This is a genomic window from Actinomycetospora straminea (genome assembly GCF_028737255.1).
Classification (GTDB): domain Bacteria; phylum Actinomycetota; class Actinomycetes; order Mycobacteriales; family Pseudonocardiaceae; genus Actinomycetospora; species Actinomycetospora straminea.
This window is the reverse complement of sequence record NZ_JAQZAN010000004.1, coordinates 85,928-112,564: the sequence shown is the minus strand read 5'-3', so window position 1 is coordinate 112,564 and position 26,637 is coordinate 85,928. Positions and strand designations below refer to the sequence as shown.

27 protein-coding genes are annotated in these 26,637 nt (G+C 75.0%); 14 read left to right on the top strand and 13 right to left on the bottom strand.

Annotated features, from left to right (window positions below):
* Positions 1 to 9: 9 nt before the first annotated feature.
* Positions 10 to 732 carry a pentapeptide repeat-containing protein gene (locus PH190_RS07920; RefSeq protein ID WP_274230954.1) on the top strand — a complete coding sequence of 241 codons (723 nt, stop codon included), beginning with the start codon at positions 10 to 12 and terminating at the stop codon, positions 730 to 732.
* Positions 733 to 741: 9 nt separating this feature from the next.
* On the opposite strand, the gene PH190_RS07915 is transcribed toward PH190_RS07920, so the two are convergent.
* Complete coding sequence (locus tag PH190_RS07915; RefSeq protein ID WP_274230953.1) at positions 742 to 1,653, bottom strand: methionyl-tRNA formyltransferase; 912 nt, start codon at positions 1,651 to 1,653, stop codon at positions 742 to 744.
* 92 nt (positions 1,654 to 1,745) lie between these two features.
* Here PH190_RS07915 and PH190_RS07910 point away from each other — a divergent pair, with 92 nt between their 5' ends.
* Entirely contained in the window at positions 1,746 to 2,567 is an 822-nt protein-coding gene (locus PH190_RS07910; protein ID WP_274230952.1) for an alpha/beta hydrolase, read from the top strand.
* Between the two features lie 8 nt (positions 2,568 to 2,575).
* Here PH190_RS07910 and PH190_RS07905 read toward each other — a convergent pair whose 3' ends face one another.
* Complete coding sequence (locus PH190_RS07905) at positions 2,576 to 3,343, bottom strand: SDR family oxidoreductase (protein ID WP_274230951.1); 768 nt, start codon at positions 3,341 to 3,343, stop codon at positions 2,576 to 2,578.
* Positions 3,344 to 3,487: 144 nt separating this feature from the next.
* Here PH190_RS07905 and PH190_RS07900 point away from each other — a divergent pair, with 144 nt between their 5' ends.
* The 3 genes from PH190_RS07900 (at position 3,488) to PH190_RS07890 (ending at position 7,753) form a co-directional block, all read left to right on the top strand.
* Positions 3,488 to 5,266, top strand: coding sequence for a PEP-utilizing enzyme (locus PH190_RS07900; RefSeq protein ID WP_274230950.1), 1,779 nt, complete (start codon positions 3,488 to 3,490; stop codon positions 5,264 to 5,266).
* A gap of 20 nt (positions 5,267 to 5,286) precedes the next feature.
* A complete protein-coding gene (locus PH190_RS07895; RefSeq protein WP_274230949.1) occupies positions 5,287 to 6,444 on the top strand; it encodes a PEP/pyruvate-binding domain-containing protein in 1,158 nt (385 codons plus the stop codon).
* Between the two features lie 61 nt (positions 6,445 to 6,505).
* Positions 6,506 to 7,753, top strand: a complete 1,248-nt coding sequence (locus tag PH190_RS07890; RefSeq protein ID WP_274230948.1) for an MFS transporter — start codon at positions 6,506 to 6,508, stop codon at positions 7,751 to 7,753.
* On the opposite strand, the gene PH190_RS07885 is transcribed toward PH190_RS07890, so the two are convergent.
* The 3 genes from PH190_RS07885 to PH190_RS07875 are packed head-to-tail and all read right to left on the bottom strand — an operon-like array spanning position 7,719 to position 10,420.
* A complete protein-coding gene (locus tag PH190_RS07885) occupies positions 7,719 to 8,495 on the bottom strand; it encodes an IclR family transcriptional regulator (protein WP_274230947.1) in 777 nt (258 codons plus the stop codon). The two genes, PH190_RS07890 and PH190_RS07885, sit on opposite strands and share 35 nt — an antisense overlap.
* A gap of 9 nt (positions 8,496 to 8,504) precedes the next feature.
* Positions 8,505 to 9,125 (bottom strand): carboxymuconolactone decarboxylase family protein, encoded by a 621-nt coding sequence (locus tag PH190_RS07880; RefSeq protein WP_274230946.1) that lies wholly within the window; start codon positions 9,123 to 9,125, stop codon positions 8,505 to 8,507.
* Positions 9,122 to 10,420: an MFS transporter gene (locus PH190_RS07875; protein ID WP_420791598.1), complete on the bottom strand. Its 1,299-nt coding sequence runs from the start codon at positions 10,418 to 10,420 to the stop codon at positions 9,122 to 9,124. The genes PH190_RS07880 and PH190_RS07875 overlap by 4 nt, the downstream gene beginning before the upstream one ends.
* Positions 10,421 to 10,492: 72 nt before the next feature.
* Between PH190_RS07875 and PH190_RS07870 the strand changes: the two genes are divergently transcribed.
* From PH190_RS07870 to PH190_RS07860, 3 genes are all read left to right on the top strand, one after another.
* Complete coding sequence (locus PH190_RS07870; RefSeq protein WP_274230945.1) at positions 10,493 to 11,491, top strand: GlxA family transcriptional regulator; 999 nt, start codon at positions 10,493 to 10,495, stop codon at positions 11,489 to 11,491.
* 126 nt (positions 11,492 to 11,617) lie between these two features.
* Positions 11,618 to 12,967, top strand: coding sequence for a Rieske 2Fe-2S domain-containing protein (locus PH190_RS07865; RefSeq protein ID WP_274230944.1), 1,350 nt, complete (start codon positions 11,618 to 11,620; stop codon positions 12,965 to 12,967).
* The gene (locus PH190_RS07860) at positions 12,964 to 13,230 is read left to right on the top strand and encodes a hypothetical protein (RefSeq protein WP_274230943.1); all 267 of its coding nucleotides are present in this window, start codon (positions 12,964 to 12,966) and stop codon (positions 13,228 to 13,230) included. The genes PH190_RS07865 and PH190_RS07860 overlap by 4 nt, the downstream gene beginning before the upstream one ends.
* Positions 13,231 to 13,268: 38 nt before the next feature.
* Here PH190_RS07860 and PH190_RS07855 read toward each other — a convergent pair whose 3' ends face one another.
* The 8 genes from PH190_RS07855 to PH190_RS07820 all read right to left on the bottom strand — a co-directional run bounded on the left by PH190_RS07855 (position 13,269) and on the right by PH190_RS07820 (position 19,375).
* A complete protein-coding gene (locus PH190_RS07855; RefSeq protein WP_274230942.1) occupies positions 13,269 to 14,615 on the bottom strand; it encodes an HNH endonuclease signature motif containing protein in 1,347 nt (448 codons plus the stop codon).
* 77 nt (positions 14,616 to 14,692) lie between these two features.
* Positions 14,693 to 15,640 (bottom strand): proprotein convertase P-domain-containing protein, encoded by a 948-nt coding sequence (locus tag PH190_RS07850; RefSeq protein WP_274230941.1) that lies wholly within the window; start codon positions 15,638 to 15,640, stop codon positions 14,693 to 14,695.
* Between the two features lie 73 nt (positions 15,641 to 15,713).
* Complete coding sequence (locus PH190_RS07845) at positions 15,714 to 16,055, bottom strand: Rieske (2Fe-2S) protein (RefSeq protein WP_274230940.1); 342 nt, start codon at positions 16,053 to 16,055, stop codon at positions 15,714 to 15,716.
* 7 nt (positions 16,056 to 16,062) lie between these two features.
* A complete protein-coding gene (locus PH190_RS07840) occupies positions 16,063 to 16,266 on the bottom strand; it encodes a 2-hydroxymuconate tautomerase (protein WP_274199461.1) in 204 nt (67 codons plus the stop codon).
* 55 nt (positions 16,267 to 16,321) lie between these two features.
* Positions 16,322 to 17,083 (bottom strand): 2-keto-4-pentenoate hydratase, encoded by a 762-nt coding sequence (locus PH190_RS07835; RefSeq protein ID WP_274230939.1) that lies wholly within the window; start codon positions 17,081 to 17,083, stop codon positions 16,322 to 16,324.
* 2 nt (positions 17,084 to 17,085) lie between these two features.
* The gene (locus PH190_RS07830; protein WP_274230938.1) at positions 17,086 to 17,886 is read right to left on the bottom strand and encodes a 2-keto-4-pentenoate hydratase; all 801 of its coding nucleotides are present in this window, start codon (positions 17,884 to 17,886) and stop codon (positions 17,086 to 17,088) included.
* Complete coding sequence (locus tag PH190_RS07825; protein ID WP_274230937.1) at positions 17,887 to 18,678, bottom strand: IclR family transcriptional regulator; 792 nt, start codon at positions 18,676 to 18,678, stop codon at positions 17,887 to 17,889.
* 7 nt (positions 18,679 to 18,685) lie between these two features.
* A complete protein-coding gene (locus tag PH190_RS07820) occupies positions 18,686 to 19,375 on the bottom strand; it encodes a hypothetical protein (protein ID WP_274230936.1) in 690 nt (229 codons plus the stop codon).
* Between the two features lie 146 nt (positions 19,376 to 19,521).
* On the opposite strand from PH190_RS07820, the gene PH190_RS07815 reads away from it, so the two are divergent.
* From PH190_RS07815 to PH190_RS07790, 6 genes are all read left to right on the top strand, one after another.
* Entirely contained in the window at positions 19,522 to 20,436 is a 915-nt protein-coding gene (locus tag PH190_RS07815) for a catechol 2,3-dioxygenase (RefSeq protein WP_274230935.1), read from the top strand.
* Positions 20,437 to 20,449: 13 nt separating this feature from the next.
* Complete coding sequence (locus PH190_RS07810) at positions 20,450 to 21,388, top strand: catechol 2,3-dioxygenase (RefSeq protein ID WP_274230934.1); 939 nt, start codon at positions 20,450 to 20,452, stop codon at positions 21,386 to 21,388.
* Positions 21,385 to 22,491, top strand: a complete 1,107-nt coding sequence (locus PH190_RS07805) for a histidine phosphatase family protein (RefSeq protein ID WP_274230933.1) — start codon at positions 21,385 to 21,387, stop codon at positions 22,489 to 22,491. Before PH190_RS07810 ends, PH190_RS07805 begins: the two co-directional genes overlap by 4 nt.
* Positions 22,492 to 22,495: 4 nt before the next feature.
* A complete protein-coding gene (locus tag PH190_RS07800; RefSeq protein ID WP_274230932.1) occupies positions 22,496 to 23,311 on the top strand; it encodes an IclR family transcriptional regulator in 816 nt (271 codons plus the stop codon).
* Positions 23,312 to 23,426: 115 nt separating this feature from the next.
* On the top strand, positions 23,427 to 25,004 hold the full coding sequence (locus PH190_RS07795) for an MFS transporter (protein WP_274230931.1): 1,578 nt from the start codon (positions 23,427 to 23,429) through the stop codon (positions 25,002 to 25,004).
* Positions 25,004 to 26,617 carry an amidase family protein gene (locus PH190_RS07790; RefSeq protein ID WP_274230930.1) on the top strand — a complete coding sequence of 538 codons (1,614 nt, stop codon included), beginning with the start codon at positions 25,004 to 25,006 and terminating at the stop codon, positions 26,615 to 26,617. Before PH190_RS07795 ends, PH190_RS07790 begins: the two co-directional genes overlap by 1 nt.
* Positions 26,618 to 26,637 lie beyond the last annotated feature (20 nt).

Genomic DNA, 26,637 nt, shown 5'->3' with positions numbered 1-26,637 from the left:
TCGGCGCCCGTGCGCACCGACCCCCTCGCCGCCCTGGAGCTCGGCCCCGAGGTCACCGACGTCGACCTCTCCGGCGCCGACCCCGAGGCGGTCCGCGAGGCGTTGTCCGACGGCGGCCGGTGGGTGCTCCGGCGCTGCGACCTCACCGAGCTCGACCTCTCCGGGGTCGACCTCGGCGCCGCGACGCTCGAGCGCTGCACGCTGACGAGGACGCGGCTGCGCGGCGCGGTGCTCGACGGCGCGACGGTCGAGGGCGGCTCGCTGGCCGAGGCCGACCTCTCCGACGCCGACCTCACCGACGCGGTCCTCACCGGCGTCGACCTCTCCCGCGCCCGCCTCGTCGGCACCCGCCTCACCGACACGGCGTTCCGCGACTGCCGCATGATCGGCGCCGACCTCACCGGCATGCGCAGCCTCGCGGTCACCTTCAGCGTCGACGGCTGCTCGCTCGCCCTGGCCCGGCTCGCCGACGCCGCTCTGCGGGGCTGGCGCCTCGAGCGGGTCGACCTCTCCGACGCCGACCTGTCCGGCGCCGACCTGCGCGACGCGGTCCTCACCGACTGCGCGCTGCGCGGCACCGACCTCACCCACGCCCGGCTGGCCGGCGCCGACCTGCGCGGGGCCGACCTCGGCGAGATCACCCCGGACACGCCGGCGGTGCTGCGGGGCGCGATCGTGTCGACCGCCCAGGCCGCGGACGTGTGCCGGGCGCTGGGCCTGCAGGTCGTCTGACGGATCGGGCTAGGAGAGCCGGTCCCCCGCCGCCAGCACCTCGGCCGGGTCGGTCCCCCGGCCGTCGACGACGACCCGGCGCGGGCGGATCCAGGTGTCGGCGGTGGCGACGACCGGGCCCTCGTCGTCGCGGTCCACCTCGCCGGGCGCGTGGCCCGCGGAGGACCGCCCGGTGGCCGCCGCGCGCACGATCCCGATCTCCCCGGCGCCGTTCCGGGAGGTCCGCGGCACGCCCCAGGGCGAGGGGTAGGGCCCGTAGTCGCAGGCCCGCAGGAAGGCGAGGACCTCGTCGGCCGGCGCCGACCAGGGCACCCGGCCCTCGTGCGGCACCCCGCGTCCGAAGTACCGCCGGGCGCTGCGGTCCTGGGGGTGGCGGGGCACGGTGCCCGCGTCGAGGTGGCCGAGCAGCCGGTCGACGAGCTCCTGCCCGTGGCCGATGCAGCGCACCGACACCGTGAGCCCCGTGTCGTCGGGCGTGATCGGGAACCGGACCTGGTCGACGACGTCGCCGGTGTCGATCCCGGCCTCCATCCAGTGCAGCGTCACCCCGTGCTCGGTGTGGCCCCGCGCGATCGCCCAGCTCGGGGCGTTGAGGCCCGCGCACTCGGGCAGGGGGCCGGGGTGGAGGTTGAACGCGCCGAGGCGCGGCGCGTCGAGGACCTCCGGGCGGACGAGGTGCAGCGAGTGGACGTTGAGCAGCACGTCCACGCCGCGGGCGCGCAGGTCGTCGGCCAGGGCGGGGTCGCGGACGCGGTCGGCGGGCAGGGTCGGGACGCCGAGGCCGGCGGCCGTCGCGGCCACCGAGCCGGCGTCGTCAGGGCTGCTCGCGGTGAGCACGACGACGGGACGGTGGTCGCTACGGGCGACCCGCTGCAGGGCGCGCGCCCCCGCGGCCTCCTCGGCGACGATCGCGACGTCCACGAGCACCTCCCGGTCCGGACTCCCCGTGCCGTTCGTTCCGCCAGACGGTACGAATCGGGCACGTCATCATCGACACCGGGAGGTGGGTGGCGGTGCGTGCGCTGATCGGACCGGTGGCGACGGTCGTCGCGGTGCTGGTCGTGGCGGCGCTCGTGCTGGTCGGCGGGCTGTGGTGGTTCCAGCGTGAGCTGGTCTACCTGCCCTCGTCGGGGCCGGTCCCGCCGGCAGGCACGATGCTCGCGCAGGGCGAGGACGTCGTGCTCACCACCGCCGACGGGCTGCGCCTCGGCGCGTGGTTCGCCCCGGCGCAGGGCGAGCGCCGCGACGTCACGGTGCTGGTGACGAACGGGAACGCCGGCGACCGGTCGCTGCGCGCGCCCCTCGCCGCCGCGCTCACCGCACGCGGGCTCGACGTGCTGCTGTTCGACTACCGGGGCTTCGGCGGCAACCCGGGACGCCCGAGCGAGGACGGGCTGCTCGCCGACGCCCGCGCGGCCCGCGAGCACCTCGTCCGCGAGCGCGGCGTCGCCCCGGACCGGCTGATCCACCTCGGCGAGAGCCTCGGGTCGGCGGTGGCCGCCCGGCTCGCGACGGAGGCGCCGCCCGCCGGGATGGTGCTGCGCTCGCCGTTCATCGACCTCGCCGCCGTCGGCGAGCTCGCCTACCCGTTCCTGCCGGTCCGCGCCCTGCTGACCGACCGCTTCCCCGTCGTCGAGACCGTGGCGGGCACCCGCGTGCCGACGGTCGTGGTCCTCGGCGAGGCCGACCGCATCATCCCGCCGGCCCAGAGCCGGGCGGTGGCCGCGGCGGCCGGCGGGCGGGTCGTGGCCGTGCCCGGCGCGGACCACAACGACGCCGTGCTCGGCCACGGGCCCGCGGTCGTCGAGGCCGTGATGGCGGTGGCGCCGCCCTGACGCCGGGGTCAGACGCCCCGGCGCGCCCCCATGTCGAGGGCGAGGGTGGAGCCGGTGAGGGCCGAGGCCTCGGGGTCGAGGAGGGTCGCGACGGCCCACGCGACCTGCTCGGGGGTGACGAGCGCGCCCAGCGGGGACTCGGCGCGCCGCTCGGCGAGGACCGCCTCGACGTCCACGCCCCGGACCTCGGCCTGCGCGGTCGAGAGCCGGCGCAGGCGCTCGGTGTCGGCGGGCCCGGGGGCGACGAGGTGCGCGGTGATCCCGCGCGGTCCGTACGCGTCGGCGAGCTGGCGGACGAGGTTCGCGAGCGCCGCGTTGGTGACCCCCGCCCCCGGCACGTGCGGCGAGGGCTCGGCGCCGTAGTGCCCGCCGAGGGCGACGATCCGCGAGCCCTCCCCCAGCCACGGCTCGGCCGCGCGGACCAGGCGCAGCAGGCCGCCGACCTTGAGCGCGACCGCCGCGCCCAGCGCCGCCGGCTCCACGGCGTCGAGGCCACCCAGCGCCGGCAGGCCCGCGGCCTGCACGACCATCCGCACCGGCAGCCCGCGCGCCGCCAGGGATTCGGCGATCACCGGGCCGGAGGCGTCGTCGCCGATGTCCGCGGCGCAGGGGAGCACGCCCTCGTCGTCGGCGGCCAGCGCCGCGACCGCCTCCGCGGACCGGGCGACGGCGAGCACCGGCAGGCCGCGGTCCCGCAGCCGGCGCACGATCGCCCCGCCCAGCGCGCCGGTGGCCCCGACGACGACGGCGAGGAGCGGGTCCGCACGATCTCCCACGGCGCGTGACCCTAGGGGTCCACGAGTGGCACACCAGAGGCCCGTTCGGCGGCGGGCAACGTTCGCGGTGGCGGAACGTGTTGCTTGCCTCACAGCGGCGCGGCGATGAACGGTGATCGGGCGCTCATCGTCGAGGAGGATCAGATGGCCAACGTGGTGCCGGTGGACGAGTTCGCCACGGGCGAGTGGTACCCGGGATACCGGCCCGAGCACTTCGAGATGCCGTGGATCGTCGACCCGGCGAGCCCCTTCCGGCCGGGCGACGAGCAGGGGTTCTGGTTCCTCGACTTCCACTGGTCGCGCGGCCTGACCCCGCTCGCGGCGACGCTGTGGAGCGGCGACGGCTACTGCTGGGGCACCCAGCACGCCGCCGAGTCGCTGCCCCTGCCCCCGGGGCGCGGCGTCACCGCCCGGTTCGCCGGCACGCACCTCTACGGCTGTGCGCTCCCCGAGACCGATCCCCGCGAGATCGGTGCGCGCGCCAACCGCATCGCGACGAACCTCCCCCACTTCCTGCAGAACTACCGCTCGATCTGGGAGAGCGGCCGCGACGAGCTCGAGGCCACCTGGCAGTACTTCCGCGGCGTGGACTTCGCCGGCACGCCGGACCTCAGCGACCTGCTGGGCCAGGGCCGCCGCTACCACAAGCGCGCCATGGAGATCCACTTCGGCGTCATGTACCCGATGCTCGCCAACTTCCTCGGCTTCTACGGGGCCTGCGCCGACATGGGGATCAACCCCAACGAGATCGGCAAGTTCCTCCAGGGCGAGGACACCAAGATCATGGAGACGGACCGCGAGCTGGACCGGCTCGCCGGCCGCGCCCGGCAGCTGGGCCTCGCCGACGTCTTCGAGACCCACGAGCCGCACGAGCTGCGCGACGCCCTCGCGCGCCACGGCGGCGCCGCGTCGACCTGGCTGACCGAGTTCGACGACTTCCTGCAGGTCTACGGCTGGCGCGCGGAGGCGACCTGCGACGTCGGCGTCCCGAGCTGGATCGAGGACAACTCGGTCGCCCTGGGCCTGGTCAAGACCTTCCTCAAGCGACCCGAGGACCACGACTTCGAGGCCGCCGCCCGCAACGCGCTCGCCGAGCGCGACACGGCCATCGAGAACGCGCGGTCGGGCCTGACCCGGGAGGAGCAGGCCGTCTTCGACGCCGGCCTGCGGTCCAACCAGGAGGCCAACTTCCCCTGGTGGCAGGACGACCACAACTACTACATCGACCTCAAGGTCATGCTCCCGCTGCGGTGGGGCTGCCAGGAGCTGGCGCGGCGCCAGGGCGCCGACCACAAGGACGACATGCTCTACCTGTTCTGGCCGGAGCTCATGGACGTCGCCGCCGGACGCCGGCCCTACGCGGGCGAGCTCAAGAGCCTCGTCGCCGACCGCCGCCAGTACTTCGACCACTGGCACGCCAAGCGCGGCGAGATGCCCAAGGTGCTCGGCACCATCCCCGAGGCGGTCGAGGACCCGATCCTCATCGAGATCTTCGGGCTGAACCCGCAGTCGATCAAGGCCGTGCAGAACCCCGACGCGGCCCGGCAGACCGTGATGTCCGGCGTCGCGGCCGCGAAGGGCACGGCGCGGGGCATCGCCCGGGTGCTGCAGTCCTCCGACGACCTGCACCGCCTCGAGCCCGGCTCGATCCTCGTCTGCGAGTCGACGTCGCCGAACTGGACGCCGGCCTTCGGCAAGATCGCGGGTGCGGTGTGCGACGGAGGCGGCATGCTGTCCCACGCGGCGATCGTCGGGCGCGAGTACGGCGTCCCGACGGTCACCGCGGTCGGCGTCGCGACGCTGTCGATCTCCGACGGCGACGAGATCGAGGTCGACGGGACGAACGGCACCGTCACCATCCTCACGAAGGCACCCACCACCACGTCCGGCGTCGCCGAGACCCCTGCGGGGGTCGCCGGGTGACCGCCGCGCCGGAGGCAGCCATGAGCGTGACCGACCCCCTCGGGTCCCCCGAGGCCAGCGGGAGCAGCGGTACCAGCGGGACGGCCGAGCCCGTGCACAGCTGCGACGCCGTCGTCTGGATCGACGAGGTCGACCCGCAGCGCGCGATCGCGGCCGGCGGCTCGAAGATGGGGCGGCTCGCGGAGCTCCTGCAGTCGGGGGTGGAGGTCCCGCAGGGCTTCGCCGTCACCGTCGACGCCTACGCCCGGCACTGCTCCGAGTCGGGCCTCGACGCGCGGATCGACGCGGTGATCGAGCGGCTCGGCGCGACACCGTCCGAGGCGGAGGTCGAGGAGGCCTCGGCCGCGATCCGCGCGATGTTCCGCGACACCCCGATCGGCGAGCACCTCACCGCCCGGCTCACCGAGGCCTACGAGGAGCTCTGCCTGCGCGCCGTCGACGTCAACGTGCCGGTCGCGGTGCGCTCGTCGGCCACCGGCGAGGACGCCGCGGACGCCTCGTTCGCCGGCATCTTCGACACCTACCTCGGGGTGTCGGGCATCGAGCGGGTGCTCGACGCGGTCCGCAACTGCTGGGGCTCGCTGTTCACCGGCCGGGCGCTCGCCTACCGGCTGCGCCGCGGCATCAGCCACCACGCGATGCCGATCGCCGTCGGGGTCATCGAGCTCATCCACGCCCGCGCGTCGGGCGTGGCGTTCTCGGTCCACCCGGTGACCGGCAAGGCCGACCGGATCGTCGTCGAGACCAGCTGGGGCTGGGGCGAGGCGATCGTGCAGGGCCTCGTCGATCCCGACCACGTCGAGATCGGCAAGGCCGACGGCCGGGTCCTCAAGTACGACGTCGCGCACAAGCGGATCGTGTCGGCGTTCGACTTCGCGGTCGGCGCCGTCACCGAGATCGACATGCCGGCCAAGCTGGCGGACCGCCGCGTGCTCGACGACGAGCAGATCGGCGCGATCTGCGCCGCGGTCCGCGCCATCGAGGACCACTACGGCCACCCGGTGGACGTGGAGTGGGTGATCAGCCGGCACCGGCGGGCCGGCGACCCGGTCTGCATCGTGCAGACCCGCCCCGTGACGGTGACCGCCGCGCCCGAGGAGGCGACGCCGGCCGCGTACGACCCGGTGGCGCTGGCGCAGAAGTACCTGTTCTCCGGCAAGCCGATCCCGGGGCGCTAGTCCGGTCACACCCCCGGTCGCGCCGGTATGGGGCCGGCGCGGCGGGGGAACGCCGTCCGGCGTGCGATCGCGCACCGCCGGACGGAGAACCACCATCAGCTCGTCGACCGAGACCACCCGCCCCGCCCGGGGACTGCGGGGCCCGACGGCCGCGGTGGTCGTCGCCCTCGCGTTCCTGGTCACGATGCTCGGCGCGACGCTGCCGACGCCGCTCTACCCGATCTACGAGCAGGAGCTCGGGTTCGGCGGGGTCGTGGTGACCCTCGTCTTCGCGACGTACGCCGTGGGCGTGATGCTGGCCCTGCTGTTCTTCGGGCGGCTGTCCGACCAGCTCGGGCGCCGCGCCGTGCTGCTGCCGGGCCTCGCGCTGGCCGCCGTCTCCAGCGCCGTGTTCCTCGTCCCGGACAGCGTCCCGGCGCTCTTCGCCGGGCGCGTGCTCTCCGGGCTCTCGGCCGGCATCTTCACCGGCACGGCCACCGCCGCCCTCGTCGACCTGGCGCCGGCGGGCCGGCAGAGCCGCTACAGCCTCGCGGCCGCCTGCGTGAACATGCTCGGGCTGGGCCTGGGCCCCGTCGTCGCCGGCGCCCTCGCCGAGTACCTGCCCGCACCGCTGTCCCTCCCGTACGCGGTGCACATCGGCATGGTGCTGGTGGTCGGGGCGTTCCTGTGGCGGGTGGTCGACCCGACCGAGCGCACCGACGGCCCGGTCAGCTGGCGCCCGCAGCGGGTCGCGGTGCCGCCCGAGGTCCGCGGGGTGTTCGTGCGCGCGGCCATCGCCGGGTTCGCCGGGTTCGCGGTGCTCGGCCTGTTCACCGCGGTCTCGGCGTCGTTCCTCGGCCAGGTCCTCGGCGTGCGGGACCACCTCGTCACCGGGCTCGTCGTGTTCACGCTGCTCGGGGCGTCGACGATCGGGCAGATCGCGTCGTCGCGGCTGCCGGAGCGCCGCTCGCTGCTCGTCGGCTGCGCCGCGCTCGTCGTCGGCGCCGCCGGCGTCGGATCCGCGCTCGCGCTGGCCTCGCTCGCGCTGCTCGTGGCCGGGGCCGCGGTCGCGGGCGTCGGGCAGGGCATGAGCTTCCGCGCCGGGCTGGGCGCGGTGAACGCCGGCAGCCCGCCGGAGCGGCGCAGCGAGGTCGCGTCGAGCTTCTTCCTCGTGCTCTACGTCGGCATCTCGCTGCCCGTGGTCGGCGAGGGCGTCGCGTCCGCGGCGTTCGGGCCGGTCACCGCGGGCGTCGTCTTCGCCGGCATCGTCGCGCTGCTCGCGCTCGTCGCCTTCGTCAGCCTCCTGCTCCAGCGGCGAGCCGCCGGGTGATGACGTCGGCGGTGTCGGTCACGAGCGTCGTGTAGCGGCGCATCGTCGCGGCGGCGGCCCGGTCGACGGGGACGGCGACGCTGACCGCGGCCACCGGCGCCCCCGCCCCGTCGCGGATCAGCGCGCCCACCGACACGACGCCCAGGCGGCTCTCCTCGCGGTTGTCGGCCCAGCCCCGTGCGGCGATCTCGCGCAGGCGCCGGCGCAGCGTGGCGGGGTCGGCGATGGAGTGCGGGGTGGGCCGCTCGGGGGTCCAGTCTGCGAGCCGGGCGTCGAGGTCCGCGGGCGACAGGGCGGCGAGCAGGACCTTGCCCGTACTCGTCGTCGTCGCCGGCAGCCGCGTCCCGACGCGGGCGAAGATGCGCACGGTGTGCGGGCTCTCGAGGCGCTCGACGTACACCGAGTGCAGGCCGTCGAGCACCGCGAGCTGCACGGTCTCGCCGGTGGCGTGGCGCAGGCCCGCCATCGCCGGCATCGCCGCCTCGTGCAGCCCGACGTGCGGCGCGACGGACGCCCCGAGCTCGTGCACCGCCAGCCCGAGCCGGTAGGTGCCGGTCGGGCCGCGCTCGAGCAGGCGCTCGTCGGCGAGGGTCGCGAGCAGGCGGTGCACGGTGCTCGTCCCCAGGCCGAGACGGCGGGCGAGCTCGGCGACCCCCAGCTCCCGGTCGGTCACCGAGAACTCCTTGAGCAGGCGCGCGGCGTTGCGCACCGAGGTCAGCTCCCAGCTCGGGCGCGCCGCCATGCCGAGAGGCTAGGGCGCCGGGATCGGCGGCGCCGGGACCTCGAACGCGTTGAGCAGCGCCGAGGTCGCGAGGTACATGCCGACGAGGTGGACCAGGTCGAGCACCCCGTCGCGGCCGAACGCCGCGACGGCGGCGGCGTAGGTCGCGTCGGTGACGCGGTGGGTGCGCACGAGCTCCTCGGCGAAGCGGTGGGCGGCGAGCTCATCGGGCGCGAAGCCGTCGGTGTCCCCGGCGCGCAGCCCGGCGATGACGGTCTCGGACAGCCCCACGGTCCGCGCGACCGCGACGTGGGCGTAGACCTCGTAGTCGGCCTGCCAGGCGACCCCGACGGTGAGGATGACGACCTCGCGGATCGGCGCCGAGAGCGACGAGCCGCGCTGGTCGGTCTGCACCCAGCGGTTGAACGCCCGCCCGGGCGCGGGCCGCAGCGCGAACGCGTTGAAGGGGCCGATCAGCCCGCCCGCGTCGTCGGTCGGCGCGAACCCGGAACGCTCGGCCCAGCGCGCGGAGCGCTCGAGGATCTCCTCGCGGGCGGCGCGCTGGTCGTCGTCGAGGTCGAGCGTCTCGTTGCGCGGGAGCCGACCGCCCCAGTCGCGGTCGCCGGCCGGGGGGTGCACGGAGATCGTCACCGCACCGACGCTATCCCCGCCCGCCGGGAGATCGCGAGCGAGAGCCCGGCGGCCACGACGCAGAGCACGCCCGCGGCCCACCAGGCGCCGTCGTAGTCGCCGGTGACGTCCCGGATGAGACCGGCCCCGACCGCGGCGATCGCCGAGCCGAGCTGGTGGGCGGCGAAGACCCAGCCGAAGACGATCGGGGCGCGGGCGCCGAACCGCTCGCGGCACAGCGCCACGGTCGGCGGGACGGTCGCGACCCAGTCCAGCCCGTAGAAGACGATGAACGCCCACAGCGGCGGGGCGGCGGTCGGCGCGAGCAGGAACGGCAGGACCGCCAGCGACCCGCCGCGCAGCAGGTAGTAGACGGCGAGCAGCTTGCGCGGGTCGACGCGGTCGGTGAACCAGCCGGACGCGATCGTGCCGACGACGTCGAAGACGCCGACCACCGCGAGCAGGCCCGCCGCCGTCGTCGCCGGCATGCCGTGGTCGTGGGCGGCGGGCACGAAGTGGGTGTTGAGCAGGCCGACGGTGGTCGCGCCGCAGATCGCGAACCCGCCCGCGAGCAGCCAGAACGTGCCGGTGCGAGCGGCGTCGGCGAGGACGGTGACGGTCCGCCGGGCCGCGCCCGTCGTCACGACCTCGGTGGGCTCGTCCACCGCCGGGTCCGCGCCGTGGGCCACGGTCCCGACGTCGGACGGCCGGTCGCGCAGGAACAGCAGGACCAGCGGCACGACGAGCAGGGCCCCGGCCGCGATCACCAGGGACGCCGCGCGCCAGCCCACGGAGCCCGCGAGCGACGCCATGAGCGGCAGGAACACGAGCCCGCCCGCCGCCTGTGCCGCGGTGAGCACGCCGGACACCAGGCCGCGGCGCTGCACGAACCAGCGCCCGGTGACGACGGCGACGAACGCCAGCGCCATCGACCCGGTCCCCCCACCGATGAGCACGCCCCACAGCAGGATGAGCTGCCACGACGCCGTCATGAAGACGGTCAGCCCGCTGCCCACCGCCACGAGCACGAGCGCGATCGAGACGACGCGCCGCATCCCGAAGCGCTCCATCAGCGCCGCCGCGAAGGGCGACATGAGCCCGTAGAGCAGCAGGTTCAGCGACACCGCCGACGAGATGGTCGCCGTCGACCAGCCGAACTCCGCGTGCAGCGGCTCGACGAACACCCCGGGCGCGGAGCGGAAGCCCGACGCGCCGAGCAGGGTCACGAACGCGGTCGCGGCGACGGCCCAGGGCCAGGCGGAGGAGCGGGTGCGGGGCGGGCTCGGGGCCGGGGGGTCGGGCCGCGTCTCGGTCACGAGGGGACAGCCTGCGCCAGGAGCGCGCGCCGAGCCAGTGGCCGGAACGCCAACTCGTGCAAGAATCCGGCCATGCCCGCTGCCGCCGGCCGACCGCACGTCGTCGCCGTCCTCGCCCTGCCCCCGGTGGTCGGCTTCGACCTGCAGATCCCGCCGCAGGTGTTCGGGACCGCGGAGGGACCGGACGGCCCGCTCTACGACGTGCGGGTGTGCGGCCTCGAGGAGCGCGTCGCGTCCACCGCGGGCTTCTCGCTGCTGCTCGAGCACGGCACGGAGGCGCTCGCGGTCGCCGACACGGTGATCGTCCCCGGCACGCACTACGTGCCGGCCCGCCGCGACGGCGCGCTGCCCGACGACCTCCTCGCCGCGCTCGCCACCGTGCCCGCGCACGCCCGCTGGATGTCGATCTGCACCGGCGCGTTCGTGCTCGCCGCGGCCGGGCGGCTCGCCGGGCGCCGGGTCGCCACCCACTGGGCCCGGGCCGGCGACCTGCGCCGCCTGCACCCCGACCTCGACGTCGACGAGTCCGTGCTGTTCGTCGACGACGGGGACGTCGCCACCTCGGCGGGCCTCGCCGCCGGTCTCGACCTGTGCCTGCACGTGCTGCGCGGCGACCAGGGCGCGGAGGTCGCCAACGCCGTCGCCCGCCACCTCGTCGTGTCGCCGTGGCGCGACGGCGGGCAGGCCCAGTTCATCGACCACCCGCTCCCCCGCGCCGGCGTGGGGACCACCGGCACCACCGGCGGAGCGCGGGCCTGGGCGCTCGAGCACCTCGACGAGGACCTCGACGTCGCGGCCCTCGCCTCGCACGCGGCGATGAGCGTCCGCACCTTCACCCGCCGCTTCCGCGCCGAGACCGGGACCTCGCCCCACGCCTGGCTGGTCGCCCAGCGCCTCGCCCACGCGCGGCGCCTGCTCGAGGGCACCGACCTGCCCGTCGACCGGGTCGCCGCGGCCGTCGGCCTGGGCACGGCGGCGTCGTTGCGGGCCCACCTCGGCGAGACGGTCGGCCTGTCGCCGCTGGCCTACCGCCGGCGCTTCCGGGTGCCTGCGGCAGGTGAGCAGAAATGAGTGCTGGAGCACTCCTTTCTGCTCACCTGCGCGCAGCGCACCATCCCGCGGAGCGGGACGGAACCCTTCTCGCCGGTGCGGCGGCTGCCTAGCGTCGGGGCACCGCCACACCCCGGGAGGGCTCACGTGCTGACCGCCGAGCAGAACGAGGAACTCACCGCCGTCGAGGCCGGCACGCCGATGGGCGAGGTGCTGCGCCGCTACTGGTACCCCGTCGCGTTCACCCGCGAGCTCGAGGAGTTCCCGGTGAAGCGGGTCGAGCTGCTCGGTGACTTCTTCGCGCTCTGGCGCTCGCCGTCCGGGCGCTACGGGATCATCCCGGAGCCCTGCCCGCACCGGAAGGCGTCGATGGCCTACGGCGTCGTGGAGGGCGACGGCCTGCGCTGCCCGTACCACGGCTGGAAGTTCGACACCGACGGCGCGTGCACCGACCAGCCCGCGGAGAAGGACAACACCAACTTCCAGGAGCGCGTGCGGGCCACCGCCGGCAAGGTCGAGGAGCTCGGCGGGCTCGTGTGGGCCTACGTCGGGCCGGACCCGGCGCCGCTGCTGCCGCGTTTCGACGTCTACGTCATGGACGGTTTCCGCGACATCGGCTGGGCCGACATCCCCTGCAACTACGTGCAGGTCATGGAGAACGCCGTCGACCCGCACCACGTCGAGCACCTGCACGGGCGCTACTTCGAGTTCATCGGGCGCCACGAGGGCTTCGAGGCACCGGCGTCGTTCGGCAAGAAGCACCAGCGCATCGGGTTCGACGCCTTCGAGTGGGGCATCATCAAGCGCCGCGTGCTCGCCGGGGCCAGCGAGGACAACGACGACTGGAAGGTCGGGCACCCGCTCGTCTTCCCCTACAACATGCGCGTCGGGGGCGGCGGCATCCACCAGATGCAGATCCGCGTGCCGATCAATCGGACGACCACCCGGTTCATGCTCTACACCGTCCACGCCCCCGAGGGGTACGAGCCGGTGGCGCAGGAGAGGGTGCCCGACTACGAGATCCCGGTGTTCGACGAGCGGGGCCACCACGTCGTCAACTACGTCGAGGGCCAGGACATCATGGCCTGGGTGACGCAGGGACCGATCACCGACCGGACCACCGAGCACCTCGGCCGCTCGGACATCGGCGTCGCGATGCTGCGCAAGATGTTCCGCCAGCAGATGGCCGCGGTCGCCAAGGGCGAGGACCCGCTGGGCACCATCCGCGAGCCGCACGAGCGCATCGACCTGCCCTGCGAGAAGGACAAGTTCCACGCCGGCGGCGCCGGGTTCGCGCTCGACTTCTGCCGCATGGGCTCGACGCGCTACTCCCCTGCGCTCGACACGATCACCCAGGTCCACCTCTCGGCGGCCGCGCGGGTGGAGGCCGACAAGGAGGCCGGGCGCCCGTCCTTCACCCCCGAGGGCGGGATCGGCACGGCCACCCTCGCCCCCGACACCTCGGCGCAGGTCGACTCGGGGCTGATCCCGCGGTGACACCTCCCCCTCCGCAGCCCCCGCCCCGGCCGCCCGACGGCTCCCCCGGGGCCCGGATCGACCGCCGGTTCGCCGCGGACGTCGAGGCCCACCGCCGCGACGCCCCCCGGTTCTGCCCGGCGTGCGCCCGCGACCTCGGGCTCGCGACCGAGTTCTGGGAGGGCGACGCCCGCCGCTTCTACTGCTGGTGCGGCTCGTGCGGCTGGACCGGCGAGGTGACCACCACCGGCGAGACCGCCCTGGGGCACGAGCCGGAGCACTGACCGTCCTCCGGAGATCGGGTACCGCTCCACTCCTCCCGTCAGGTGGGGACGCGGGGCCGTCCGCCGGGTCGAGGCCGTCGGTCGGGGTCGATCACCCAGGGCGGGGTGAACCAGGGCCGCCCGTCGATCATCCGAGTCGTCCAGTGGCCGTGGTGGATCAGCTGGTGGTGGAACGAGCACAGCAGGCACATGTTGTCGAGCGCCGTGTCGCCGCCGTCGAGCCAGTGATCGACGTGATGGGCCTGGCAGCGGCGGGGCCGGCGGGCGCATCCGGGGAAGGCGCAACCGCCGTCGCGCAGGTCGAGCGCCCGGCGGATGGCGTCGGTGGCGGTGCGCCGGGTGCGACCGACGTCGAGGGGTTCGGACCGGGAGCCGAGGACCACGGGAATGATCTCGGCGTCGCAGGCCCAGCGACGGGCGGTGGCGGGGTGGACCCGCGCTCCGGAATCGAGCAACCCGTAGCCGCCCCGCTCCCCGAGGGCCTGGCGGAGCCACCGGTGGTCGATGGTGATGGTCAGCAGCGCCCTGCCGGGCCGCTCGACCCGCGACGCACCCTCGGCGGGGTCGGCGCGGCGCGGCTCAGGGAGCAACGCTGTCGGCACCTCGCCGTCGCCCTCGGGTCGACCATCGGGGTCGGGGCCGGTGGTGTCGCCGGCGATGCCGCGGGGGCTGCGGGCGTCGGCGACGAGGTCCTTGAGCCCGTCGACGCGGCGCAGCGCGAGCTCGCGCTGGTCCTCGGGCCCGCACCGGGTGGCGAGCCCGTCGATGACCTCGAGGAACGCCTCGCCGTCCACCGGGTCGCCCATGCGCCCGCGGAACAGCAGGGTGCCGTTGCGCCGACGGGTGACCAGCAGCTCGTCGTCCCGGCTCCGGGCCTCCTCGGGCGGCTCGTCCCCGTCGGGGTCGAGGTGGGCGAGCAGTCGGTCGGCCACGGCCTGCAGTCCCCGCGGTCCCCACCGCGTGGCCTCGTCGGCCAGGGCCTGCTCCGCGTCGGCCCACGCGTGCGCCGGGAGGCCCTCGACGCCGTCGAGCCGTCGCATGGTGGCGCGGATGATCGCGATGTGGGCCGGCCCGATCTCCCCGGAGGCAGCCACGGTGGCGGTGCAGGGCAACCGGGGCGGCAGTGCCTCGCCGAGCAACGAGCGCCGGGGGCACAGGTCGCGGGACTCGGCGACCGCGCGGCGGGCTTCCGCGGCGCTGATTCGCCAGAGCTCCTCGAGCAGCCGCTCGGTCGAGCGGTCGCCGGTCACCTCCGCGACCGCGGACCGATCGAGCTCGGCGACCTGCTCCAGCCGTGTGTAGCTCTCGCGTCGACGGGCGACCTCGCCGAGGCGGGCGCGTTCGAGCGCGGCCCGTGCCTCTGGCCCCATCACCTGTTCGCTCATGTGTTCGACGGTAGACCCGACCCCTGACAGTCCTGCGCGAGTTGCTGAGAACGCCTCAGCTCCGGGCCGGTCGACGGTCAGCGCTCGGCGGTGATGTTCCAGCCGTCGAGCGTGCCGCGGTCGATCGCGACACCGTCGGCGACGACCAGCGTCCACGGGCCCTGGACCTGCTGGCCGACGAGCGGGGCCAGCGGGCTGCCGGGCTGGCGGCTGTCGAGCGCCAGGACGAGGCCGGGGCGGTTGCGGTCGCAGTCGTTGCTGTCGGCGAGCACGGCCGTCGCCCCCTGCGGGGAGCGCAGCGAGACCACGAGGTCACAGGTGTACGGGTGCGAGATCGTCGCGTTGACCTGCAGCGCCGACACCGAGCCCGAGCCGTCGAGGGTGAGGACGTCGGTGACGCCCGCCGGGTTCGCGTCGGGGATCGGCACCGACCGGGCCGAGGCCGCCTGCACGGGCCCGCCGCCGAGCGTCACGACCAGGACGACGACCGCCACGATCGCGACGACCAGGACGGCCACCCCACCGAGGATCCAGGGCAGCGCCTTGTTCTTCCTCGGCGGCTGCTGGCCGTAGCCGGGCTGGCCGTAGGGGTTGTAGCCGGGCTGGCCGTAGGGCGCCCCGTAGCCCGGCTGCCCGTACCCCTGCTGACCGTAGGGCTGGCCGTACCCCGGCTGCCCGTATCCCGGCTGGCCGTACCCCGGCTGGCCGTAGGGCTGGCCGTAGCCCGGCTGGCCGTAGCCCGGCTGCCCGTAGCCCTGCTGCGGGTCGTAGCCGGGCTGGGCGTAGGGCTGGCCGTACCCCTGCTGCTGGCCGTACCCCTGCTGGCCGTACCCCTGCTGCTCGTAGCCGCCGTAGTAGGGCTGCGGGCCGGACTGGCCGTACTGCCCCTGACCCGGCGCCGGGGCGCCCTGGCCTCCCTGGGCCGCCGAGGGGTCGGCCGTCGGGCCGTGCTGGGTGGGCTGGGAGCCGAACGACTCGGAGCGCTGGGGGTCCTCGGACCCGGAGCCGCCGAAGGGGGAGGACACGCGCGGCAACATACCCCGCCGCCGATCACGACGAGGGCGCCGTTTCCCCGACGCGGTCCGGACAGGGGACCGGTCACTCCCGGGCGTGGGCGCGCAGGCGCTCCGACCAGGACAGCGCCCGCGGCGGGTCCCCGACGTCGGCGTGCAGCACGCCGTCCACCTCGCGCAGGGGGTAGACGCCGAGCACGTGCTGCGGCGAGGTCGGGCACGCCCCCGTGTCCAGGTCGAAGCGGTACCAGTGCCACGGGCAGACGAGGGTGCGCCCGTCCCGGACCCAGCCCTGCTCGAGCGGGCCGCGGTTGTGGGGGCACACGGCGTCGACGACCCGGTAGCCGTCGTCGACCGCGACCACGACGAAGCGCCGGCCGTCGTCGCTGGTCACGACGCCCGGCGCGTCGACGCGCACCCAGCTCACGACCGGCTCACCGCCGGCCCGAGGCCCGCAGCGACGCCAGCGACTCACCGCCCACGAACCAGTGCTCCGGCTCGCACTCGGTGACGACGACCCGGACGTTCTCGGCCGGGGCGCCCACCGCGCGCGTCACCGCGGCGGTGACCTCCTCCCCCAGCGCGGCGAGCTGCTCGGGGCTGCGGCCCCGGGCGAGGGTGATCTGCACGAGCGGCATGGCGTTGCCTCCGGTCCTCGTGAGCGAAATCCACGGCTGCAGCCGGGAAAACCACTCACGTACAGGCGAGCTCGACCGTCCCGAGGCGGTCGATGGTCACGGTCACGACGTCGCCGGCGACGACGGGGGTGGCGGCGGTCAGGCCACCGGACAGGACGACCTCCCCGGCGGCGAGGCCCTCCCCCGACGCGGCGAGGCGGCGCACCAGCCAGGCCACGGCCGCCGCCGGGTGGCCCAGGGACGCCGCGCCCGACGCGGTCGCGACGAGCTGGCCGTTCTTCTCCAGGAGCACGCCGACCAGGCGGACGTCGATGCCCGCCGCGGGCACCGGCGTGCCGACGACGAAGCGGGCCGCCGAGGTGTTGTCGGCGACGACGTCGGCCATGGTGAAGCGGTAGTCACGGAACCGGGAGTCGAGGATCTCGATGCCCACCGCGAGCCCGGAGGTCGCCGACAGCACGTCGGCCGCGGTGACGTGCTCGCCGGCGAGGTCCCGGCCCAGCACGAAGACGATCTCCGGCTCGGCGCGGGGCTGGATCAGCTCCCCGGTGCGCAGGGGCGCGCCGAGGTCGAGCGCCGCGGCACCCGGCAGGAAACCGAAGACCGGGTCGGACACCCCGACCTGGGCCTGCTTCGCCCGCGACGTCACCCCGAGCTTCCAGCCCGCCCGCGGTCCGGCCTGCTCGCGCAGCACGCGCTGGACGGCGTAGCCCGTCTCGAGGTCGAGGTCGCGGACGTCGTCGGTGAGCGGGTCGATCGCGGTGCGCTCGGTGACGGCCTTGGTCAGCCGGGACGCCAGCTCGTGGACATCGGCCATGGTCACTCCACCACCCTGATCGTCACCGGTCCCAGCCGGTCGAACTCCGCGCGGAACACGTCGCCCGCGGCCATCGGGACCGCCGCGTGCAGCGCCCCGGTCATGATCGTGTGGCCGGGCTCGAGCGCCACGCCGGCCTCGCCGAGCACGTTCGCCAGCCACGCCACCACCGCCAGCGGGTCCCCGAGCGCCGCGGCGCCCGCCCCGGTGTCGACGAGCTCGCCGTTGCGGGTGAACGTCATCCCGATGAGCCGGGTGTCGAGCCCCGCGAGCGGCACGAGCCGCGAGGACATCGCGACCGCACCGTTGGACGCCATGTCGGCGACGGTGTCGGCGAGCTTGATCCGCCAGTCGACGATGCGCGAGTCGACGATCTCCATCGCCGCCGCGACCCCGGCGATCGCGGGCGCGACGTCGGTCGGCCGGATGCCCGGGCCCTGCAGCCGTTCGCCGAGCACGAAGACGATCTCGGCCTCGACCTTGGGCTGGATGAACCGCGAGAGCGGGATCGCGTCGCCGTCGCGGTAGACCGTCGACGCCAGGGTCGGGCCGTAGTCCGGGGTGTCGATGCCGATCATCTTCTGCATCGCCGCCGACGTGACGCCCACCTTGTGCCCGACGACCCGGTCGCCGTCGGCGAGCAGCAGCGGCACGAGCTCCTGCTGGATCGCGTAGCCGTCGGCCATCCCGAGGTCGGGCTCGCTGTCGGTGAACGGCGGGATCGGCACCCGCGTGCGCCGCGCCTCGAAGAGTGCGCGCGCCTTCGCCTTGATCGGATCTACCGGGGCGTCGGTGACGGCCACTCAGCTCTCCTTCTCGAGTAGGGGTGCCTCTTCCGACCAGCCGAGGCGGCGGGACACGGCCTCACCGGCCTCGACGATCGTGCGGGCCAGGCGCTTGCGCGGGATGGCGCGGAACCGGCTGACCGGCGCGCCGATGCCGATCGCGGCGACGACGACGCCGCGCGCGTCGCGGATGGGCGCCGCGAGGGACGCCACGCCGATCTCGCGCTCGTCGACGGCGTCGGCCCAGCCCCGGGCGCGCACGGTGGCCAGCGCCCGGCGCAGCTCGTCGGGGTCGGTGATCGTGTGCGGGGTGTGGCGGGCCAGGGTCGCGGTCGCGAGGAAGCGCTCGCGGACCGGCTCGGACGCGAAGGCCATGAGCACCTTGCCCGAGCTGGTGCAGTGCACCGGCACGCGCCGGCCGGTCTCGGTGAACAGCCGCAGCGCGTGGCTCGACTCGAGGCGGTCGACGTAGACGACGTCGTGGCCGTCGAGCATGCCGACCTGCGTGGACTCGCCGGTCTCCTCGCGGAGGTGGGCGAGCACGGAGCCGGCCGCGGCGTGCAGGTCCATGTGCACCCGCACCGCCTCGCCGAGCTCGAAGACGACGAGCCCGAGGCGGTAGCCGCCGGTGTGCGGGTCCTGCTCGACGAGCCCCTCCGCGGCCAGCGTGACGAGCAGCCGGTGCACCGCGCTCTTGCCCAGGCCCAGGCGCCGCGCGAGCTCGGAGACCCCGAGCGACTCCTCGCGGGTGAGGAACGCCTTGAGCAGGCGCGCAGCGTTGGTGACCGTCTGCAGGGGCGCATCGCTCATGACGGGCTCACGCCGGCTCCTGGATGAAGCTCGCGAGCAGCACCTTGCGCACCGCGTCCGGGTCGGGCGTGGCGCCCGGGCGCAGGGCGGCGTCGACGGCCTCGCCGACCGCGGCGTCGTGCGGGCGGATCGCGCGGGCCAGCAGCACCTGGGCGCGCGGCAGGCCGGCGACCGCCGCACCCTCCATCTCGTCGACGAGCGCCTCGCGCCCGCGGGCCCGGTCGCGCAGGCGCTCGAAGTCGCGCGCGGCCGCCGAGTGCGCGCTGGCCAGCCCGGAGCCGACGTGGCCGGCGTGGTGCGGCGAGAGCCCGGACCCGGGCTGGGTGACGACGTGATAGACGACCGTGGAGATCCCCAGCGCGGCCCGCACCTTCTCCGACGCCGGGCCGTCGGACTCGTCGATGAGCCCGAGCGCGGGCACGACGACCGGGTCGTAGAACCGCACCACCCACTCGAGCCCCTCGGCCGACCCCGGCACCTCCACCTCCTGCCCGCGCGGCGGACCGAGGCCCTCGGTGGTGGCGAGGATGTGCAGGTTGCGCGCGCCGACCGCCGCGACCGTGAGGCGTCCGGCGGACAGCAGGGGCAGGCGGCCCTGCACCGCCGGCGGGAACGTCGTCGCCTGCTGCAGGTAGGCGCGGTGGACGCCCTCGACGTAGCCGGCGACCGCGCGGCGCATCGCCATCGGGTCCGCCATGCCGTGTCCCCTCCGTGCCCTCCGTCGCGCCCGCAGTCAAGGGGCCGCGTTCCGATGTGCGGAACGCAACTGCTTCCTTCCGGAACGCTAGGGCGGTTAGCGTCGCGACGTCAAGCACGCCGGGAGGACCGGAAAGGAGCCGAGGCATGGGGATCCTGCGCCTGGCCCACGTGGACGTCCGCACGCCCGACCTGGACCTCTCCGCTGCCTACTACACCGAGGTCATGGGCCTCCAGCAGGTCCGGCGGACCGAGGACTGCGTCTACCTCAAGTGCTGGGACGAGGAGGACCACCACTCCCTGCGGATGCGCTACAACCCGCGCACCGGGATGGACTCCTTCACCTTCCGCGTCGAGGAGGAGGACGACCTCCACGACCTGGAGAAGAAGGTCGAGGCGTACGGCTGCCCGACGTCGCGGGTCAGCCGCGGCGAGGCCGTCGGCCAGGGCGAGTCGATCCGGTTCGAGGTCCCGTCGGGCCAGATCATGGAGCTGGTCTGGGACATCGAGAAGACCGGCAACGTGCTCGGCAAGCGCAACCCGTCGCCCGTCCCGCCGCCCGACCTGCCCGGCATCGCCCCGCCGCGCATGGACCACATGCTGGTCAACGCCGAGGAGGTCGCGGAGTCCGCGGCGTTCTTCATCGACGTGCTCGGCATGCGCATGACCGAGCAGGTGCTCGACGGCAACGGCCACCAGCTCGGCGTGTGGCTCGCGGGCAACACCCGCTCCCCGCACGACATCGCCATCGTCAACGGCCCGAACGGCGCCCTGCACCACTGGGCCTACTGGCTCGACGACTGGGACCACATCCGCCAGGCCGCCGACACGCTCGCCTACAACGGCGTCCAGATCGACCAGGGCCCGACGCGCCACGGCGTCACGCGCGGCAACACCATCTACTTCTTCGACCCGCTCGGCATCCGCAACGAGGTCTTCACCGGCGGCTACTGGGTCGACCCCGACACCGAGATCCTCACCTGGACCGAGGACAACTTCGGCAAGGGCCTCTTCTACTACGAGAACGTCGTCAGCCAGCGCTTCCTGCGGATGCATACGTAAGGGAGAAGGACACGTGGCCACCACCTCCGACCGGATCATCCGGCTGCAGCACGTCGAGGTCCGGGTCCCCGACCTGGAGCTCGCGACCGCGTACTACACCGAGGTCCTCGGCCTCGTGGAGACGGCGCGCGACGAGCGCGACGGCGCCCCGCGGGTCTTCCTCAAGTGCTGGGACGAGCGCGAGCACCACTCGGTGATCCTGCGCGAGGCCCCCACCTACGGCCTCGACCACATGTCGTTCAAGCTCAACGAGGCCGGCGACCTCGACCACTTCACGACCAAGCTCGAGGCGGCCGGGGTGCCGGTCAAGCGGTTCGCCGCCCGCGAGCTCGGCCCGGGCTGGGGCGAGGCGATCCGCTTCGAGTCCCCGTCGGGCCACCTCGTCGAGCTGACGCACGGCACCGAGCGCATCGGCAACATGCTGCCGAGGACGAACCCGCCGCCCCGCCCGCAGGACCTCATCGGCATCGCGCCGCCGCGCCTCGACCACCTGTTCGTCATGGCCGAGGACGTCGAGGCGTTCACGGCGTTCTTCACCGAGCTGCTCGAGTTCCGGCTCACCGAGCAGATCCTCGCCAACGACGGCCACCAGCTCGCGACGTTCCTCGAGCACTCCCACACCCCACACGACATCGCCGTCATCACCGGGCCGAACGGGGCGCTGCACCACTTCGCGTTCTGGATGGACGACTGGAACGGCATCCGGGAGGCCGCCGACGCACTCGCGTACCACGGCGTGACGATCGATGTGGCCCCCACGCGCCACGGCGTCACCCGCGGCTACACGACCTACTTCTTCGACCCGGCCGGCAACCGCAACGAGCTCTTCACCGGCGGCTACTGGGTCGACCCGGACTTCGAGCCGATCACCTGGACCGAGGAGGAGATGGGGCGCGCCATCTTCTACTACCACCGCCAGGTCAACGAGCGCTTCTTCACGGTGCACTCGTGACCGGCGTGGAGCGGCCCGACGCCCGGTCGGTCCACCGCTACGAGGCCCCCGACTACCTCGCCCGCTACCGCGCGCGCCGGGGTGGCGGGAAGGCCCCGGAGTCCGACCGCGCGTCGGCCGCCGCGGCGCCGAGCGCACCCGAGGCCCCGCCCGAGGGTGACGGCACGCCGCTCTACCTGCGCCGGTTCCGCGACCGCGGGTCGGCGCCGGTGGAGACGACGACCGTCACCCACGACGGCGCGTCGTTCACCCCGGCGCTGGCCGAGGCGAGCCGCGGCAAGGAGATCGCGGCGCCGGTGGAGCGCCGGTCGTCCGAGAAGATCGTCTGCGAGATCTCGATCATCCGGCACGGCATCACCCAGGGCTACTCCACCGACGCCGGCCTGACGCCGATGGGCGGCTGGCAGGCGCACCGCCGCGGGCACGAGCTGGCCCGGCGCTTCGACCACGGCGACCGCGTGCGCCTCGTCTGCGCCGACACCAACCGCGCCCGCCAGACCGCCGACCAGCTCTACAACGGCGTCACCGACGGCCTGCAGATGTGGGGCATCGACGCCGAGATCAGCGAGAAGGAGCCGATCCCGGAGCTGCGCAACTTCGGGGTGTGGACCCCGGACGGGCTGCGCGACGTCACCTCGGCGTTCCGGCAGTACCAGGCCACCAACGAGACCCTCGAGCGCCTCGCCGTCGGCGACCGCCCGCGCTGGCTCGTCGAGATCGACCGCTTCTACCGGACCCAGCTGGGCGGGGCGGACCCGATCCAGGAGTGGCTGACGATCCCGATGATGTACTTCGAGCCGCCGGCGATGTGCGTGCGCCGCTTCTGGCGCGGGTTCCACCGGCTCATCACGGAGTCGACGCAGCCCGACGGCTCGGTGAGCCACCGCCGCATCCTCGCCGCGACGCACTCCGGGCCGATGCGGGCGTTCGCCACCTGGGCGCACGGCTACGACCCGGGCGAGCCGCTGAACACCGAGGAGATCCGCATCAAGATGCGCGAGGGCTGCCGCACCGCCTTCGTGTCGTACCGCAACCGGGTCACCGAGGTGAACGTGCCGCCGCCGGACGAGTTCCCGCGGTGGGAAGAGACCGGGGAGGCGTGAGTCGATGACAGTCCTGTCCCTGCCCCCGCTCGACCTCGACACCGGTCCCACGGGGGACGACGACTCGCCGCTGCGGTCGGTGTCCACCGCCGTCGCGGTGCTCGACTGCTTCGCCGACGAGGCCGAGCTCGGCGCGACGCGCGTCGCCACCCGGCTCGGCATCGCCAAGAGCACCGCGTGTCGGATGCTCGCCGCGCTCGCCACCGGCGGGCTGCTGGAACGGACCGGCTCGGGGCGCTACCGCCTGGGCCTGCGGCTCTTCGAGTACGGCCAGCTCGCCGTCGACCGGCTGATGCTGCGCGACGTCGCCCTGCCCGCGATGGGCGAGCTGCGCGAGCTGCTGCGCGAGACGATCCAGCTCGGCGTCGTCGTCGGCACCGACGTGCTCTACGTCGAGCGCGCCGAGGCCGCGAGCATGAACGTCCGCTTCCGCAGCGAGCACCGCCGCAACCCGGCGCACTCGTCCAGCGCCGGCCGGGTGCTGGCGGCCGCGGACCCGGCGCTGGTCACCGCGATCCTCGAGCGGGGCCTGCAGCGCTACACCCCGTTCACCGTGGTCGACCCGCTGCGCTACCGCCAGATCCTCGCCTCGACCCGCGAACAGGGCTACGCCACGTCGCGCGAGGAGTTCGAGCCCGGCTGGTCGTCGATCGCCGCGCCGATCACGCTGACCCGCGGCGGGCGCCCGCACCCGGTGGCCGCCCTGTCGGTGGTCGCGCCGACCTCGCGCATCCTGGGCCCGCGCAAGCCCGCCGTCGTCCAGGGCGTGCGCCGCGCCGCCGCCCGCGTCTCCGCCGACCTGGAGCGCGCCCGGAGCTGAGCGGCGCGTACCAGCCTGGCGTCCACGCTGGCACTGGACGACAGGATCGCCACCACGTTGGGTGACGCGACACGCCGGGACATGACGCGTCGCGGGCACGGGTAGCCACGGCCTCGTGCCCGCGACGGATCACCAGCGCACCGACGACGGGACACCCGTCCCCGGACGCTGGCGAGCCCTCGCGGTCTGCATGCTCGCCGGCGTCATGATCTTCGTCGACGTCAGCATCGTGAACGTCGCCCTGCCGGCCTTCCGGGAGGGCCTGGGCGCGAGCCCGGCGGACCTCTCGTGGATCGTCGCGGGCTACACGCTGACCTTCGGCCTCGCCCTCGTCCCCGCCGGACGCCTGGGCGACGGGCGCGGCCGCAAGCGGGTGCTGGTCGCCGGCCTCGTGCTCTTCGCCCTCGCGAGCCTCGCGGCCGGGCTGGCGCAGGACGCGACGTGGCTGGTGGTCGCCCGCCTGGTCCAGGGCCTCGCCGGGGGGCTGGTCAACCCGCAGCTGCTCGGCCTCATCCAGCAGATGTTCCGCGGCACCGAGCGCGGGACGGCGTTCGGCGTCTTCGGCGCGGTCAACGCGTCGTCGACGGCGGTCGGGCCCCTGCTGGGCGGGCTGCTCATCGCGCTGGGCGGGCCGGGCGAGGGCTGGCGCTGGGTCTTCCTCGTCAACCTGCCACTGGCGCTCGCGGCCCTCGTGCTCGCGCCCCGCCTGCTGCCCGCCGACCCGGCACCCGCCGAGCGCACGCGCACCTCCCTCGACCCGGTCGGGGCGGTCCTCCTGGGCGTCGCGGTGCTCGGGGTCCTGCTCCCGGTGGTCCTCGCCGAGCGCGATCCGGCCGCCGCCCCGTGGTGGACGCTCGCGGTCGGGCTCGCCGTCGGTGTGGGCTTCGTGGCGTGGGAGCGGCGCTACGCCCGGCGCGGGAACGACCCGTTGCTCCACGAGCGGGTGCTGCGCAGCCCCGGCTACGTCCTCGGGACCTCGCTCGGCACGCTGTACATGGCCGGCTCGACCGCGATCTTCTTCGTGCTCACCGTCTACCTGCAGCAGGGCCTGGGCTACTCCGCCCTGCTCGCGGGGCTCGCGACGATGCCCTACGCGGTGGGCTCGGCGGTCGCGGCGGCGTGGGGCGGGCGCGTGGTCGTGCGGGTCGGGCGACCGCTGGTGCTGGCCGGCACGCTCGTCATGGCCGCCGGGATCCTCGCGACGCTGCTGATCGTCAACGCGCGGACCGACCCGTCGACCGGGCTGCTGACCGCGCTGCCGCTGCTCGTCGCCGGCATCGGCAGCGGGCTCGTGATCACGCCGAACCAGGCGCTGACGCTGCAGCAGGTGCCCACCGACCAGGGCGGTACCGCGGGCGGGATGCAGCAGACCGCGCAGCGCATCGGGTCGTCGATCGGGATCGCGCTGGTGGCGACGGTGTTCTTCGCGGTCCTCGCCGCCTCCGGGCAGCAGGGCACCGCGCTCGCCGCGGGCCTCGCGGTGGTGCTCGCCTGCGTCCTCGCCGCGGCCGCCCTCGGGCTCGCCGACGTCGTCGTGCGCCGCCGCCGGGCCCGCCGGCCCGACCCCGACCTCGCCGCGGTGGGCACCGGCCTCGCCTCCGGCACCGCGACCGACAGCGCTCCCGACAGCACCTCCGACGACGCCACCGACGCCCACACCACCGCCGCGACCCACGGGCACCCCCACCACTGATGCGCCTGCTCCTCGCCGTCCTCGCCCTGCTCGCGACCCTCCTCGCGAGTTGCGCCGACCGGCCGGTCGACACCCCGCCGCCGCCCGCGACCGCCGCGCCGACCGCTCCCCCGCCGATCCCGCCCGCGGACCTCGACCTCCAGACCGCCGACCTCGCGACGCTCCAGGACGCGATGGCGCGCGGCCGGCTCACCGCGGCGGCGCTGACCGCGTGGTCGCTCGAGCGCATCCGCACCGTCGACCCCGGGGTCCACGCCGTCCTGGCCGTCGACCCCACCGCCCGCGACCAGGCCACGGCCAGCGACGCCCGCCGGGCCGCCGGGCGGACCGGTCCGCTCGAGGGCGTCCCCGTGATGGCCAAGGGCAACACCAGCGTCGGGCCGACCCTCCCGACGACCGCGGGCTCGCTCGCCCTCGCCGACTCCCGCCCGCCGGAGGCCGAGGCCGTGCGCCGGCTGCGCGAGGCCGGGGCGGTGATCCTCGGGTCGACGACGATGACGGCGTGGGCGGGCGCGCGCTCGTCGCAGTCCGCCAGCGGCTGGAGCGCCACCGGTGCCACCACCGGCAACCCCTACGACCCGACCCGCACCGCCTGCGGGTCGAGCTCCGGCTCGGCGGCCGCGGTGGCGGCGGCGCTCGCCCCGGTGGCGCTCGGCACCGAGACCTCGGGCTCGATCGTCTGCCCCGCAGGGACGAACGGCGTGGTCGGCGTCAAGCCGGGCGTCGGGCTGGTCAGCCGGTCGGGCGTGGTGCCGTACTCGCAGGCCCAGGACACGGTCGGGCCGCTCGCGCGCTCGGTGCGCGACGCCGCCGCCGTCCTCGCGGTCGTGCAGGGCAGCGACGCGAGCGACCCCTCCACCGCCGAGGCCGACGCCCACCCGGTCACCCCGACCGTGGCGCCCCGACCGCTCGCCGGGGTCCGGCTCGGCGTGCTGCGCGACGACCAGGGCGCGAGCGAGGAGACCGACGACGCCTACGCCGCGGCGCTCGACCGCCTCCGCGGCCTGGGCGCCGAGCTCGTCGACCCCGTGCGGCTGCCGAACGCGAGCCGGGCCAGGGCGGCCGCGAACAGCGCGCTGACCACGGAGATCGCGCACGACCTCGGCGCCTACCTGCGCTCGCCCGGGGTGTCGGGGCCGCGCTCGCTCGACGAGCTCATCGCCTTCGGCCGCGAGCAGGCGGGCCGGGAGATGCCGTTCTTCGGTCAGGAGCTCTTCGAGCAGGCCGCGGCGACCCGCGGCGACGTGACCGACCCGCGCTACCGGGCCGCCCGCGCCGACCCGACCGCACTCAGCCGGGCGGACCTCGACGCGGCGCTCGCCGGCGTCGACGCCCTCGTCTCGCCCACCAATGCCCCCGCCTGGCCCACCGACCTCGTGAACGGCGACCACTTCTCGGTCAGCCCGGCCGGGCCCGCGGCGACCGCCGGCTACCCCAGCACCAGCGTCCCCATGGCGATGTCCCACGGGGTACCGCTGGGGTTGTCGCTGATCGGCGGCCGCTGGTCGGAGGGCCGGCTGCTGGCGGTGGCCGCCGGTGTCGAGGAGGGCCTGCACGCCCGGGTGCCGCCGCCGCTGCCCGCGGCGACCGTCCCCCTGACGGCCGGCCGCTGAGGCGTTCGCCCCACCGGAAC